Raw genomic sequence first — 16011 nt, forward strand, 5'->3', positions numbered from 1 at the left:
AAGAAAATTTAAGTTTTGAGTATTCTCTGCACTTATGTTTCCTTATATCACTTATATGGTAAATTTATTTATTTTACAGTAATCCGTCTTTTAAAGCATTTAATGCCTGAGTATCAAAAACCGTATTATCACTTCGTTTAAAAATTCCGAAACCTTCGTTTCCAAGATTTCCTTCGTCCCAATAAAAAGGCAATAATCCGTTTGCTTTAGCTGTTTTAACAACTGTTTTTAAATAATAGGCTCTTGATGCTAAATGTAAAGTTAAAGCATCTCCTGTTAATGTAGTGCGGCGAATTGCGCCAAACTCTCCTAACAAAACTGGAATTCCTTTATCGACAAATTGAGTTTTCATTAATTTGAAACTTTTCTCTAAATCTGTTTCTTCACCAAAAGTTGCATTTCGTCCCGTATCTGTTGTTGAATGGTAATTTGCTCCCCAGTAATAAAACATTTTTCCCCAAGATTCATCTTTCGTTAATCCACCAAAATTCCATGGTGAATAATAATGCACTTCGACCATCATACGGCTTGTTGCTGTATCTGTTGGCAAAGTGGTCATTAATTTATTTGTTTTATCGATATCTGTTGTTGGTCCTTGAATTACTAATGTACGATAGGCGTTTTTTCCTCCTGTAGAACGAACTGCATCGATAAATGTTTGGTGATAAGAGGTTAAAACTGCCATTTGTGCAGCATCTTCAACTGCTGGTTCATTCGCACTTGCAAAAAGCACATGCTCATCGAAACCGCGTAAACTTGTTGCAATTTGTTCCCAAAAAGCTTTTTGTTTTGCATTTACCTCAACTTTTTTGGCTTCGGTAATATTATTTTCCAGCCAACCGCCGTCCCAGTGAATATTTACTACTACATACATATCGTTGTCTACACAATACTGTACCACTTCTTTTACGCGATTCAACCATGCGGTTTGAATTTGTGCTGTAGCTGCGTTTGCTAAATTTTGATTCCATGAACACGGAATTCTAACGGCATTGAAACCATTTGCTTTTACAGCATCGATTAAGGCTTTGGTTACTTTTGGATTTCCCCATGCGGTTTCGCCACCTGTTGCTTCTAAAGTATTCCCTATATTCCATCCCAATTTTATTTTTGCTGCCAATTGTACGGCTGTGCTCGACATTCCGGATTGATCTGCGGCAATTGGGTTTGTATTGTAACTTGGATATAATCCTGTACTTACTGCGCCTACTTGAGAAACGGTTATTTTTACCGAAGCAGCTTCGCTTGAACTAATTGTAACTACGGCTGTTCTTGTTACAGCTGTTGTGTTTTCTAAGGCTGTAATTGTTACGGTTGTTCTTCCAGATACTCCTGTAGTTGGCGTAAATTTTAACCAAGCTGCATCTGCTGCAACTGTCCAAGCTGTGGTATTTGTTCCAACGATAACCTCGGCGCTATTTCCTTTGTTTTGAAAATCAATTTTATTGATGTCAACCGTAAGGTTTTTAACGATTGGATCTGTGGGATCTTTAATTTCTTTGTCAGAACTGCAGGCCCAAATACTTATACATGATAAACACAAAAGTGTTCTTAAAATGTAATGGTCAATTATTTTCTTCATTTCATTTGGTTGTTTAGGTTAGTTAAGTTGTTTTGTTTTAAACATCATTAAATGTGTTTGAGAAAATAACTCGTCAAGTAGTACTTGCCATTCTAAAGTCATTAAAAACACCTACAGTTAATGTGAAATTTATTTGATTGTCACTATAATTTCTTTTTTGATATCTCTTGAAGAATTTCCTAATTTCAATGTATATTTTCCTGGTTCTACTGTCCACTTTTTCGTAGCTACATCATAATAAGCTAATTCTTTTACCGGAACTTTAATTGTAATTGTACTTGAACCGCCTGCTTTTACCAATGTTTTTTGGAAGCCTTTTAATTCTTGTGCAGCACGAGTTATTTTTGAATCTGATTTAGATGTATATAACTGAACGACTTCCTTACCGTCAACTTTTCCAGTGTTTTTAACTTTTACAGAAACTGAGATTGTTTCGTTTTGTGCGTATGAAGTTTTATCGGTTTTTGCATTATCAAAAGCAAAAGTGGTGTACGACAATCCATATCCGAAAGGATATAATGGTGTTATTTTTTTAGTATCAAACCAACGGTATCCTACTAAAATTCCTTCGGCATAATTAACGGTTTTTCCTCCAGGGAAACTATTTGTGGCGTGTGCTGGAGAATCCATGATTTGTTTTGGCATTGTCCAAGGTAATTTTCCTGATGGATTTACTTTTCCTAAAATTACATCGGCTAAAGCATTTCCTCCTTCAGAACCATTAAACCAACTCCAAACTAATGCTGAAGTTTTTTTGCTCACTGCATCAATATCAAACGGAGCCCCGGCAATCATTACAACAATTGTTCTTGGATTTACGGCCAATACTTTCTGAATTAATTCTTCTTGTCCGAATGGTAATTTTAAGTTTCTACGATCCGATGCTTCTGTTTCGTAATCACGGTTTGAACCTGCAAAAATGATGGCAACATCAGATTTTTTAGCTGCTTCTACTGCTTCTAATACTTTTGCCGGATCTAACTGATCGATTGTTACAGGACCATTTGAGGTAATATTTCCTAAATTCCCTTTGTTTTTTTCATCGTAACGCTCTAAATATCCTTCGGCATAATTGATTTTTATTGATGATGGCAATCTGTTTTTTAAACCTTCAAGTGGTGTAATTTCTCTTTTGGTTTTAACTCCTGCACCAAATCCGCCAAGAGCGTTTTTCTTTGTTGCATTGTTTCCAATTACGGCGATTGATTTTACTCCGTCTAATTTTAATGGTAATGCATTATTTTCGTTTTTCAATAAAACGATATCTTCTGCTGCAATTTTATAAGCGTCCTGATAATGTGCTTCGGTTGCGATGCTTCCTTTTACACGATCTTTTGCGCCCATTGCTTTTACTTGAAATAAAGTACGCAGGATTCTTTTTACATGAACATCAATTTCTGCTTCTGAGATTTCTTTGTTTTTTGCAGCAGCGATTAGTTTATCGGCAAGAAAAAATTCATTGAATGGTTTTGGTGTTCCCATTTCGATATCCAATCCACTTTTTAAAGATTTTACTGTAGAGTGAACCGCAGCCCAATCTGACACTACAACTCCTTTAAATCCCCATTCGTCACGAAGAATTTTATTCAACATATAATCGTTCTCACATAAATATTCTCCTCTAAATTTATTGTAAGCGCCCATTACACTATAAGCGTGACCTTCTTTTATTGAAGCTTCAAATGCTGGTAAATAAATTTCACGAAGTGTACGTTCGTCAATTTGTACATCGACAAAATCTCGGTTGGTTTCCTGATTGTTTGCCGCAAAGTGTTTTACGCAAGCCATAACATCGTTGTCTTGTAAACCAACAATTAACGGCACAGCTATTTTTTTATTCAAAAATGGATCTTCAGACATGTATTCGTATGTTCTTCCTCCTAGTGGCGTTCTGACGATATTAATAGCTGGAGAAAGCAACATGTCTTTATCTCTGGCGCGTAATTCTTGTCCAACGCTATTTCCAAATGTATAGGCCATTTCCTGATTCCAGGTTGCAGCAAGACCTCCTCCGGCTGGATAATAGGTTGCGAAATCATTGGTCAGTCCCGCGGGAGCCCAATTGTCACGCGAAATTTCTTCACGAACTCCTAGAGGCCCATCGGCCATTTTTAATTCTGGAATTCCTAAACGTTTTACTCCTCCTGAAGTAAACATAGTGTTTCCGTGTAGCATTCCTATTTTTTCCTCAAGCGTCATTTGAGAAACCAACTTATCGATTTCTGCATCATGTTCTGAGCTTATTTCTTTTCCTGCATATTCTTTCTGAACTTCAGCCGAATCAGAACTTTTTGCGTCGTTTTTACATGATGTAAATAGTGCTAAAGTCAATGCCACTGAGAGGTATATGATTTTATTTTTCATGCTTAATAAATTTATTTTTAGTTTTTAGATAGTTTTTTTGATAATTATTGTTTGACCAAATTCAATAAGAAAACATCATTTTCATTAATTTTTATATTCTTGTTGAATGTTCCTTTTGAATCAATTGTTACTTTTTCTGATGTGATCAAAGCGCCATTATTTTTCTTCTTAATGGTTTCAACTTGTTGTTTTGAAAGTTGAGAAGGTTTTCCCATCGCTAAATAATCTGCGTAAGCGTCGTTAGTTTTATAACCTATTTTATAAATTTCTAAAATGTAATTTCCTTTTTGCAAACCATCGACTTCAACTTTTACAATTCCTTTTGATTTTGATGGTAAATCTTTTATATAATAGGTTTGATTGTTCATCGAATCTCCGGGATGTGTATTCGTAAAATCCCAAAGCAATACTTGAACATTTCCTTTAGAATTTTTAGTTGCCCATGAAGAGGTGTCTTTATTTTGAAGCTCTGTTTCGCCTAATTTATTTAGAAAGGAATAGGAAAAATAAGCCGGTTTTTTGATTCCTTGCGTATTCAACAATCCAAAACCTCCGTGAAAAGGTGTAAATCTTGGACCTGCTTCTTCAAAAATATCGGTAAAAACCCAATACGACATGGAGTTTGCGGCATTGCCAACTTGTTTTAGTTTTTGAAGTATATAGGCTGCCGAATGATAACTGTCATGAACGGGATCTGCGGGAGTATATGATGTGCTCCATTCTGTATAATGTAATTCGAGATTTGGCTTAGCCGAATTTGCAATTTGTTTTCGTGAGTTTATCACATCTCCACTTATACTTGATTCGTCTTTATTCAATATCGTGCCTGATGTGCCAAATTCATCCAAAAATCCTTGTTTTACTCCGTAAGTATGTGTTGAAATAAAATCTAACGGAACATTATTTTTAGTACAAAACTCAATTGTTTCCGGAACCCAAGCTGCTCCTGCTGTTGCGGGACCTCCAACTTTGTAAGCTGGATTTACACTTTTTATTCCGCGGGCCGCATAATCGTATAATTTGAAATATTCATCCTGAGTTCCTGTCCAGAAACCCGGTGATAAATTGGGTTCGTTCCAAACTTCAAAATACCATGTTTTTACTTCTTCATCTCCATAACGTTCTTTGAAATGTTGGGTTAGGTTTCGAATTAAATCTTCCCATTTTTTATAATCTTTTGGTGGTGTTACGTTTCCTTTCCACCAAAAAATAGTTTCTTTTCCACTCGCTAAAGCCGATGGCATAAATCCTAATTCGACAAAAGGCTTCATTTTAATACTCAATATAAAATCGTACAAAGCATCAATATATTGGTAATTGTATTCGGGATTTCCTTTTGAATCTTCGCGATAAACTGCCATATCATCAGACAATAAACCATGCATTCGGATGTATTTAAAATCGCATTCTTTTTTGGTCATTGCCAATTGTTGTTGCCAATCGGAGCGTAAACCTTCGTTTGCTCTTCCTGCTCCAATACATTCTTTGAACATGGTGTTCAGTTTTCCTGCTGTTTTGTTGTAATTGACTTTTATGATTCGTTCTTCAGCAGTCGCATTTTGTCCAATCAATTTTACATTGATCAGAAGTAATGAAATGAATAGTATTGCTGAAAAATTTTTCATTTTAAAATGATATTTATTTTTAATCGTTACGTTGGTAAACCTGACAGGTTTTAAAAACCTGTCAGGTTTGGAATAGCTAAATCTATTTATCAATAATTACAATTTTTTAAATCTAACGGCTGCTCCTCCTGCTCCTCCTAAATGTAATTTTAGAGAATCTGACGCTTTTACGGTTTTCTTAGAAATTGCAATTTCTGCCGGATTATGTGTTTCATCTGTTCCAACGGCATCTGCATAAATCTGAGCTTCATATGTTGCTTTTGGATCTAAAAATGATAATGAAACATTTACGTCTCTTGCATTTTCGTTTGTAATTGTTCCTAAAAACCAATCGTTACTGTTTCTGTCCTTACGAGCTGTTGTAATATATGCTCCAATTTTTCCTTCTAATACTTTAGTGTCTTCCCAATCTGTTGGAACGTCTTTTAAGAATTGTAATGCTGGTTTTCCTTCATAATTTTCAGGAAGATCTGCCATCATTTGTATTGGTGCGTAAATCGTAACATATAATGCTAATTGTTGCGCTGCAGTTCCGTGTACTCCTTTCCCTGGATATCCTTGTTTTACCTCAACATCAAAAATTCCTGGTGTATAATCCATTGGTCCTGATAGCAATCTTGTAAACGGAAGAATCGTTAAATGGTTTGGCGGATTTCCTTCGCTCCAAGCGTTGTATTCCTGACCTCTCGCCGCTTCTCTCGAAACCATGTTTGGGAAAGTTCTGCGTTCTCCTGTATCTTTTATTGATTCATGATATAAAACTGCTAAATCATATTGTGCTGCTTTTTCTAAAATATATCTGAAATAATTTACTCCAAATTGTCCGAAGTGCATTTCTTTCATGTTCAATTTAGAACCCACGTGACCAATTTTAACGGAATGAATTCCTAGTTTTTTGTACAATGCAAAACCTTCATCAACTTGTTTTAAATAGTTAATTAAGTTTGATCCTGTTTCGTGGTATCCAATAAGTTCTACGTCTTTTTTCTTTCCGTATTCTACTACTTTTTCTAAGTCGAAATTATCTGCACTTTTGGTGAAGCTAAACATATGCATATGGTTTTCGTACCAAGCAGGTGTCCAACCTTTGTTCCAGCCTTCGATCAATAAATGATGAAATCCTTCTTTGGCTGTAAAGTCGATATATTCTTCGGCGTGTTTGGTTGTTGCGCCTTGTTTATCGCTTTCCCAAAAAGTATATTTACCAATGTGCATTCCCCACCAAATTCCGAAGTATTTGTATGGTTTAAAATAACTTGCGGTATTTTTTAATTTGTTTGGATCATTCAGATTTAAAATTAAATAAGAGGTAATTAAGTCTGATGGATTTTCGCCAATTTGTAATGTTCTCCATGAAGATGTAAACGTATCTTTTACACGAACTTTTACTCCATCTGCCCATGGCACTAAATCTGATTTAAGTTGTGTTCCACTTGTGTTTACCAAAGTCATACTGGCAAAATCAACTAAGTTTGCTTCGTGAAAACTCAAAGCTAATCCGCTTTTGCTTTCGATTGTAAGTGGTGTTAAAACAGTATCTAAGGTACTTACGGGAGCATCTTTAAAAAGATATTCGTCGCGGTTTTCTCTGTTTGCCGGAATCCACCAAGCTTTTCCATCTTCTTTTAAGTTAAAAGTCGTTTTTTCATCCATAATGAAAATACTGTCTTTTACATTTTGTTTTGGATATACGTATCTAAAAGCAACTCCGTCATCAAAAGCACGAAACTGAATTTCAAGTTTACGTTTGTTTCCGCTTTTTTGCTGTAATTCGACCGAAAGCTGATTGTAATGATTTCTTATGTTTTTCTTTTCTCCCCAAACTTGTGTCCAAGTTTCATCGAAAGTGCTGTTTTTTACATTTTTGATTTCAAAATCAGAACTTAAGTTTTCATTTCCCTTTAATAAAAAACCCATATCTGATGGTGTTATCACTTCGGTTTTTCCGTGTGAAACAGCATATTTTGGAGCGTTTTTTACTAACTCGAATTTGATTTTGTTTTGCCCGTTTGGCGATGCCAATTCGTAAGCATTTTTGTTTTTCTGACTATATCCAATCGAAATTGAAAGTAATAAGGCGGGAAGAATGAGGTAATTTTTCATGATATTTTTCTTAATTCATTTTTAGTAAATCGGGCGTTGCAAGGCTTTCGCCCGATTTAAAAACTCAACAAAAACTTATTTTTATCCTTTTGGGATTATTTTTTTTTGCCACAGATTACACAGATTAAAATGATTTTTTTTAAAATTCTTTGTGTTTGTTTTTTCACGCAGATCTCACAGATTTAAGCAGATTTTTAATTCTCAATTTTTAATCCTTTTAATCTGTGTAATCTGTGGCATACATTTCTTTATTTTATCCACTCTGTTTTAAGAGTCGTTTTTCCTTGTAACGGGTTTGATGTTACATCGAAATTGTTTCCGTTTTTGGTCACTTTTATTTCTTGTACTGCATCGCCGTCTGGTAAAAATACTTTGGCTGTCGCCGAAGTTATTTTGTCGCTTGCATAAACTTTCAACGTCAATTTACTCCAATCCATATCTTTTGTAGATTGCGCTAATGCGATATGAGGCAATGCCGTTCCATCTTTTACTAAAACTACGATTGGCACTTCGCCCGCCTTAATTTTATGCCATCCTGATTGGTATACTTTTTTAGTTTGATAATCAATCCATGTTCCTTCCGGAAGGTAAACATCTCTTTCTGTAACTTCTTCAAAAAGTGGTGCAACTAAAATGCTTGATCCAAATAAATATTCATTGTCTACTAACCAAGCACCCGGATCATTTGGATATTCTACAAATAGAGCACGCATCATTGGTAATCCTTTTTGAGAACTTTCTTTGGCCTGAGCGTAGATATATGGCATTAATTCGTAACGCATATTATCGGCTTTTCTAAATCCTTCTAAGAAATCTTTACTGTACAACCAAGGTTCGCGCGGAGGTTCTCCGTGGCTTCTTACGTGTGAAGTAAACATTCCGAAAGGCGCCCATCTTCTGTATAAATTCTCCGGTGATTTTGTGGCAAATCCTCCCACATCATGACTCCAAAAACTGAATCCGCTTAATCCTAAAGAAAGTCCGCCGCGTAATTCTGCCGACATTGCTCCGTTTGAAGTTTCTGCATCTCCACCCCAATGTAACGGATAACGTTGACTTCCTGCCCATGTACTTCTTGCCCAGATTAAAGTGTAGCCTTTTTCTTTTTGAGTAATTTCGGCTACAGCCTTATTATATCTTAAAGGGTATAAATTGTGTTCATAAAAGCCTGTTCTTCCTGAATGGTAAATTCCGTCTGGCGGAGCTGCTTCTCCAAAATCAACTTTGAAAACCGAAACGCCCTGATCGAATAAATGTTTTAGTTTTGATTGATACCAAGTTACAGTTTCGGGATTTGAGAAATCTAAAACGGCATCTTCATACGGAAGATTTCCTTTGCGATCTCTAACTGCAAGATTTTTTTCCATTATTTCAGGGAACAAAGTGTTCTTTGGTGAGAAATAGGGTAATTGCCATAGACACACATGGAAACCGTCGTCTTTTAAATCTGACATCATTTTTTGAGCATCCGGGAAACGATCTTTTGAAAACTCGTAATTGTTTCTCCAATCTACATCAAACCAGCCAGTGTCGAAGTGAATTACGTCTGTTGGAATTTTATATTTACGTAAATCTTTGGCTACTTCGCGACCTTCTTTTTCTGTAAAATAGGTAATTCTGCTCATCCAAAAACCAAAAGACCAAAGTGGTGGCATTGCAGCTTTTCCGGTTAAATCTGTGTATTGGTCTAAAATGTCTTTTGGCTCTCCGATAAAGAAGAACAAATCTGCTTCGTCGTCTCCAATGTACATTTCGTTTGCACTTCCAAAGTATTTTCCAAAATCAACTGTTATTGGTGTCGAATGGTGCATGAAAACTCCGTAACCACGACTACTCATATAAAACGGAACGGGTTTGTACATGGTTTCATTTTGGATTCCGTTGGCATCATCTGTCCATAAAACAACTTTTTGTCCGCGTTTATTGAATTGCGTGAATGATTCTCCGCAACCAAATATTTTTTCATCTGGTTCTAAGCTAAAAGCCGCGCCCATACTTCTCGAATAATCGCTGTTTCTGCGCACATACGAGAACGGAAGTGTTGGTGTATAGGTATTTTTAAAATCAGTATCGTGAAGTGTACTTGTCAGCAGTTTTCCTTTTTCATCATAGATTTTTACGTGCCAAGGTTTTGTCAAAATTTCAACTCTTCCGTGTTTGCTTGTATAGCTGTGACCGCCTTCTATTTTAGCATATTTCCATAATTCCGGATGATTTGGCGCAACACCGTTAATCAACATTAGGGATTCTTTTTCCGGATGAAATTGTGGCCCTGAAGTAGTTTTGATTCTAATGGTTCTGTCTGAAACAAACTGAATTTGAAATGGCAAAACAGGAGATTCTGCATATTCTGTTGTTGGAAATTCGTTTGCTTTTTCTACATCAGGTTTCATCATCATGTTGTTGAATGCCTGACGTGTTTTATAATTGTATCTCAAATATTTGATGGTTCCTTTTGCTGTTGCAGGATCAAAAGAAGCCAATTCGTCTGCGAAATAAAAAGTGTTCAGATAGTTCTGAAAATCTTTGCTGATGTCTATTGGTGCGTTTAACACATCTGCATTCTGGATTTGAGCTGAGGCATTTGGAATTGTAAGAAGTCCAAAAGCGCAAATCGAAAACAAGGTTTTTAAATGTGATTTTTTCATTAGTTATTTTTTATTTTTTGCCACAGATTAAAAGAATTCGAAAGGATTTTTTTCTTTTCTCTCGCAGATCATGCAGATTTAAATCTTTTTAATCCTTTAATCTGTGGCTATACTTAAATTTCAAAAATTAGAAAACTTATTCTGTTGTAATTACAATTGTGGCTTGTTTTAGTCCATTAGCTTTAGCGGTTAATTCTAATCTTCCTGTTTTATTTTCGGATTGAACTATAACTAAACATTTTCCTGCCAAAGCCGTATGTTTATTTCCTTTATACGGTTCGTGGCTAACTGGATCACCGCTACAAACGCCTACGATTTTTCCATTTCCTTTTAATGAGAAATTGATCTCGTTATTTGCATTTGGCGCTAAAGTTCCTTTTGCATCTAAAATATCAACTGTAACAAATGACAAATCATTTCCATCGGCTTTAATTGTACTTCTATCTGCAGTAAGTTTTAGATTATCTGGATTTCCGGCTGTTTTGATTTCGGTTTCCAGAACTGTTTTTCCGTCTTTACGAGAAATTGCTTTTAGTGTTCCGGCTTGAAAAGGTATTCTCCACATTACATGTAAATCATCTCCTTTTTTACTACGAACGCCTACTGATTTTCCGTTAAGGAAAAGTTCAACCTCATCTGCTTTATTATAATATGCCCAAACGTCTACGGTTTGTCCTGCTTTCCAGTTCCAATGTGGAAAAATGTGTAGCACGGTTTTATCTGTCCATTCGCTTTGATACATATAATAAACGTCTTTTGGGAAACCGGCTAAATCTACAATTCCGAAATAAGAACTTACAGACGGCCACTCGTAAGGTGTTGGTTCTCCGATGTAATCGAAACCTGTCCAAATATACATTCCTGAAAGATAATCATGTTTTTTGATAATTTTCCAAGTTGCTTCGTGTGTTGAACCCCAAGGTGTTTGCGTTTGATCATAAGCTGAAACGGTGTTTCCGGGATTTCCATCGGTAAATTTTAAATCCCATCGTACTGGCCATTTTTTATTGACATCTGAAACTGCATCATAATATCCGCGAGTTTGTAAACCCGAAGTTGTTTCGGTTGCGATAAAAGGTGTGTTTGGGAAATTCTTTTGATGATGCTCATAGGTTTGATGTGCATAATTGTAACCTATTAAATCTAAAATACCGGATGCGGCAAGTGGATTAATTTGAACATTTTTCTTTTCGAATTGTAATGTTACGTCGTCAATATTCATATTTACCGGCGGATTCATCGCTGCGGTTAGCGGACGTGTTTTATCATATTGACGTGTTATTGCGGCCAATTCTTTTGCGATTGTTATGCCAGTTTCACTCCATTGTTCTGGAATTTCGTTCCCAATACTCCAGATAAAAATACTTGGATGATTACGGTCGCGAAGCAATTGATCTACTAAATCTTTTTTATGCCATTTGTCCCAATCGTTTCCGTAATCGTATTTGGTTTTGGTTTGTTTCCACATATCAAAAGCTTCATCCATGACAATGAAACCCATTTTATCGCATAAGTCTAAAAGTTCGGGAGCAGGCGGATTGTGTGATGTTCTAATTCCGTTTACGCCCATTTCTTTCAGGATTTCTAACTGACGTGCGATGGCACGCGTATTGATTGCTGCACCTAATGGCCCTAAATCGTGATGCATACAAACTCCTTTTATTTTAACTTGTTTTCCGTTTAAAATAAAACCTTTATTTAAATCGAATTTAAAATCTCTGATTCCGAATTTCGTTTTATACTCATCTACAACTTTATTGTCAAGCGAAATTTCCGTAACTGCTGTATACAATTCTGGTTTTTCAACCGACCATAAAATAGGATTCGGCACTTCGATTTGTTGTTTGATAGTTTGATTGGCATTTGCACCAATTGTTATATTTTGATTAGTCGATTTTATTCTTCTAAGATCACTTCCGACACCATAAAAAATAGTTGTTGTTACGGTTGCTTTTTTTGAATCTGAATTCTGATTTTGAATTGTGGTTTCAAAATTTACCGAAGCATTTTCGGTCGTAACTTTTGGTGTTGTCACATAGGTTCCCCATTGTGCAACGTGTAGTTTATCTGTGGTTTCGATCCAGACGTTTCTAAAAATTCCTGATCCTGAATACCAACGTGAATTGGGTTGTTTTGAATTGTCAACCTTTACAATAATTTCATTGTTTTTGTCTCCATAATTTAAATAAGAGGAGATGTCATATTGAAAACCTATATATCCATTTGGACGTTTTCCTAAATAATGTCCGTTTACCCAAACTTCGCTGTCTTTGTAAACGCCATCAAAAGTAATTGAAGTGACTTTGCTACTATCTGCAGCAGCAACTTTGAATGTTTTTTTGTACCAGCCTAATCCTCCGTTTAATGATCCTCCGCCATATCCGGCCGGACTTTTTTCATCAAATTTTCCTTCAATACTCCAATCATGAGGAACATTTAGTGTTCGCCATTGTGTCGAAGCGCCAATAGTATCTTTGTCTTTTATACTATCATTTAAATGAAAACTCCAATCTGAATTAAAAGAAACTTTTCGATTAATAAATTTTTCATCACTTGATGTTTTGCATCCTGTTAGTAACAGAAAGCTGACAAAAAGTAATCCTATTTTTTTATATAAAGTAAACTGAAACATAGTATTAGAGATTTTAAAATAACCTGAAAGCAGTTCAACACTTCTTTCAGGTTATTGTTAAACTAAAAATGTATAATTTAAGGAATTATGTAATGGAAAACGAACCATTCATCTTTAGATGTATCGTACGATGTTCCTAACCAAATACCTTTTTGCAAATAATCTTTATTATATGCTTTAACTACTTTAATAACATGTGCAGTTGGATTCATCCAGCTTGTTGAATTTTGAAGAAGTGTTTCTCCTCCTAAATCAATTTCATTGGTTGCTGCTTTGATGGTAAAAATTCCTGAAGTTACAACTCCATTTTGACTGCGGGTATAATTAAGTTTACCTCCCCATTGATCAAAACGAATCCAAGAATTACCTGAGATTGCTGTCCAATCATCATTCCATCCCCAATTGTAAGAGCTTGAAGCGCCAGTTGTCCAACCAATTCCTTTTCCAACCCAGTCAACTGGATTTCCTTTTCCGTCCAGATTCCAAACTCTTCCTGCGCCTGTTCCTCCTGTTAACATGGTTAACAATTCGCCTGGAGCAAAAGTAGGATTAAAGCCTTCGTCAAGAACTGGATCTGTTACTACAGGAACATAATGGTCTGCATAATCTTTAGAAACAAAGTTCCAAATATACCACCATTGACCTTCACTATTGGTTCTAAGTACTGCTATTCTTAATTGATTTTCAGTAAGTGTTAGCACTCTTAAACCGTTGCTCCAGTTACTTGCATTAGCAATATAATTATCTGGTCTTAGAATAGTTGCTCCGGTTGTGGTTAAAGTGTGTGCATTAATATCTAAGAAATAAGATCCACTTTGAACCGTTGTTCCGTTAGCTTCGCTAACTGTCATGAAAGGTCCTCCATCAAGGCTAAATGTCATGTATCTTCCCCAATGCATATCTGCATCTGTACTAGAATTTGCATTACCAGCCGGTTCCCAGTTTGGAGTAAATTTATTCCACTCTACTACTGTACTCGGATCTGCATAAGACATTGCGCCTTGAGCTAAACCATATTTACCATTGTCTGCTATCCACGATTTCTTTTTACCAACTCCACCAGATAATGCAGTCCATAGCGGATCGTTTACATAACTTAAATTATCCTTGGTTACTGTAATGGTTACAGGGTCTAACTCGACAATTCCGCCGCCTGTTACGGCAGTAATCTTGATAGTGTAATTTCCTTTAAAGGCATATTTTACTGTTTCTGTTGCTTTGCTGGATTTTCCTGTAACGTAATCCCAAGTAAGCACAACTCCTGGAGTTGTGTTTTTTAGTAAAACGGTATTTCCTCCTGGGTCTACTACAAAATCCTGAGTTATTTCGTAGTGTATATCGGATTTAGCCAATGGTTCGTCTAGCGAATAGGTTTCTGGGGAACAAGATGATACTAGCATTAGTGCTGCTAACATCAAAAATGATGTAATTACTAATTTTATATTTTTCATTTTTTTCATTTTTTAGTTAAAATTACCAACCAGCATTTTGTTTTAAAACTCCGCCAGACAATGTGATTTGTGTATTTGGAATTTGTTGCAATCCTTTTGTTGCCTGGATTTTTGCTGCCGAAATTGTTTTTGTTCCTGCAACTCCACCACTTAACAATGTTGTCGTTTCTGCAATTGTTCCAGAAGCTTTTCCAATTCCCTGACGCAATAAATCGTAATATCTAATACCTTCAAGTGCAAACTCTAAATGTCTTTCGTTCATGATATTATCGAAATTTACGGGTAGAGAAACAAAATTCTCTTTGTAAGCTCTTTTTCTAACATCATCAAAATAAGCCTGAGCATTTCCGCTTCCTAACTCTGCAGCCATTAATAAAACATCAGAATATCTTAATACTACATAATCCTGAAATTGACTTATATCCCAAAACTGACTTCCCATAGTAAGCGGAAGATCTTTTCCGTCTTTGTCTACCATTGGTGAATATTTTTTGTTGTAGTAACCTGTATATTCTCTTTGACTGTTTAGCTTGTCGAATTTTATTTTTTCTTCGTCAATTCCAATCATTGTGGCTACACGTCTTGTATCTGTAGCGGTGTAAGCTTTCCATAATTTAGAATTTACAGTAACTCCCCATCCACGTCCGTAAGGGTAAGATGAGAATTCTCTCATTCCAAACATTACTAACCAATGGTTACCATCTGTATTTCCGTTATAATCACTTGTGTATGTATATTTTATAGAGAACACGATTTCTTTGTTGTTTTCTCCTGCATATTTATCCACTGATGCTGCTGGCCATAAAGTAGAAAAATCTGCTACTAAACCATGACCACTAGTTGCAATAACATCTTCTAAGTGTCCTAAAGCTTGTGTTTTAGTTACTACTCCGGCTAAATCTGCTTTTCCGTAATATCCTGTGTAGTATAAATATACACGTCCAAGAAGTGATTTTGCAGCCCATTTTGTAATACGTCCGCTAGTTGTAGACGTATATGCACCGCTTGGTAAGTTGTTTGCAGCAAATACTAAATCTTGTGCGATTACCTTATAAATTTCTTCTGGTGCTGCTTGCGGAATATTTTCGGTAGAAGGAGCTGTTAACAACGGCACACTTCCCCACAAACGTACCATTTCGAAATAAAGATAAGCTCTGATAAATTTCGTTTCTGACTCGTAAGTATTCTTTAAAACAGTATTTCCTTTCCAGTCGATTTGATCTATTTTAGATAAGAAAACATTACAACGAAAAAGTGCTTTGTAATATGCAATCCAGTTGTTGTTCAATAAATCAATATCGGAAGGAGAACGTGTAATATCAAACTCATCAATAGCCGCATAACTGTATCCATCTGAATTTCCAGTTCCTCCAAAACAATCGTCAGACATTACTTCGCTAATAACAGGAATTCCTAATCCTCCTGCTCCAGTTGCTACTTGCATTCCATCATAACAACCTACTAATGCTGCATAAGCGTCATCTGTTGTTTTATAAAAATTTGTATCTGTTTGTTGTACTAAAGGTTCTGTTTCTAAACTGCAAGAACCCAGCGACAATAAACTCAAACAGAAAATATATAGATATGTATTTTTCATCTTTTTATT

At 35.8% G+C, this 16011-nt stretch carries 8 protein-coding genes; all 8 read right to left on the bottom strand.

Annotated elements, in window-relative coordinates; all coding sequences use genetic code 11:
• Positions 1–73 precede the first annotated feature (73 nt).
• Entirely contained in the window at positions 74–1582 is a 1509-nt protein-coding gene (locus tag IW18_RS14695; protein WP_084607955.1) for a cellulase family glycosylhydrolase, read from the bottom strand.
• Between the two features lie 129 nt (positions 1583–1711).
• Complete coding sequence (locus IW18_RS14700; RefSeq protein ID WP_041518624.1) at positions 1712–3946, bottom strand: glycoside hydrolase family 3 C-terminal domain-containing protein; 2235 nt, start codon at positions 3944–3946, stop codon at positions 1712–1714.
• A gap of 44 nt (positions 3947–3990) precedes the next feature.
• Complete coding sequence (locus tag IW18_RS14705) at positions 3991–5571, bottom strand: GH39 family glycosyl hydrolase (RefSeq protein ID WP_041518625.1); 1581 nt, start codon at positions 5569–5571, stop codon at positions 3991–3993.
• A 96-nt stretch (positions 5572–5667) separates the two neighbouring features.
• Positions 5668–7674 carry a glycoside hydrolase family 97 protein gene (locus tag IW18_RS14710; RefSeq protein WP_041518626.1) on the bottom strand — a complete coding sequence of 669 codons (2007 nt, stop codon included), beginning with the start codon at positions 7672–7674 and terminating at the stop codon, positions 5668–5670.
• 248 nt (positions 7675–7922) lie between these two features.
• Positions 7923–10322 (bottom strand): glycoside hydrolase family 31 protein, encoded by a 2400-nt coding sequence (locus IW18_RS14715; protein WP_041518627.1) that lies wholly within the window; start codon positions 10320–10322, stop codon positions 7923–7925.
• A 136-nt stretch (positions 10323–10458) separates the two neighbouring features.
• Positions 10459–12954 carry a glycoside hydrolase family 2 TIM barrel-domain containing protein gene (locus IW18_RS14720; protein ID WP_041518628.1) on the bottom strand — a complete coding sequence of 832 codons (2496 nt, stop codon included), beginning with the start codon at positions 12952–12954 and terminating at the stop codon, positions 10459–10461.
• A gap of 77 nt (positions 12955–13031) precedes the next feature.
• Entirely contained in the window at positions 13032–14405 is a 1374-nt protein-coding gene (locus IW18_RS14725) for a hypothetical protein (RefSeq protein WP_240475564.1), read from the bottom strand.
• Positions 14406–14427: 22 nt separating this feature from the next.
• Positions 14428–16002: a RagB/SusD family nutrient uptake outer membrane protein gene (locus IW18_RS14730; protein ID WP_052480175.1), complete on the bottom strand. Its 1575-nt coding sequence runs from the start codon at positions 16000–16002 to the stop codon at positions 14428–14430.
• Positions 16003–16011: the final 9 nt, after the last annotated feature.

The organism is Flavobacterium hibernum, assembly GCF_000832125.1.
Classification (GTDB): Bacteria; Bacteroidota; Bacteroidia; order Flavobacteriales; family Flavobacteriaceae; genus Flavobacterium; species Flavobacterium hibernum.

What these genes read in the sequence shown, in the direction of transcription:
- IW18_RS14695 (WP_084607955.1), bottom strand. Translation starts at nt 1,582, where the DNA reads ATGAAGAAAATAATTGACCATTACATTTTAAGAACACTTTTGTGTTTA.
- IW18_RS14700 (WP_041518624.1), bottom strand. Translation starts at nt 3,946, where the DNA reads ATGAAAAATAAAATCATATACCTCTCAGTGGCATTGACTTTAGCACTA.
- IW18_RS14705 (WP_041518625.1), bottom strand. Translation starts at nt 5,571, where the DNA reads ATGAAAAATTTTTCAGCAATACTATTCATTTCATTACTTCTGATCAAT.
- IW18_RS14710 (WP_041518626.1), bottom strand. Translation starts at nt 7,674, where the DNA reads ATGAAAAATTACCTCATTCTTCCCGCCTTATTACTTTCAATTTCGATT.
- IW18_RS14715 (WP_041518627.1), bottom strand. Translation starts at nt 10,322, where the DNA reads ATGAAAAAATCACATTTAAAAACCTTGTTTTCGATTTGCGCTTTTGGA.
- IW18_RS14720 (WP_041518628.1), bottom strand. Translation starts at nt 12,954, where the DNA reads ATGTTTCAGTTTACTTTATATAAAAAAATAGGATTACTTTTTGTCAGC.
- IW18_RS14725 (WP_240475564.1), bottom strand. Translation starts at nt 14,405, where the DNA reads ATGAAAAATATAAAATTAGTAATTACATCATTTTTGATGTTAGCAGCA.
- IW18_RS14730 (WP_052480175.1), bottom strand. Translation starts at nt 16,002, where the DNA reads ATGAAAAATACATATCTATATATTTTCTGTTTGAGTTTATTGTCGCTG.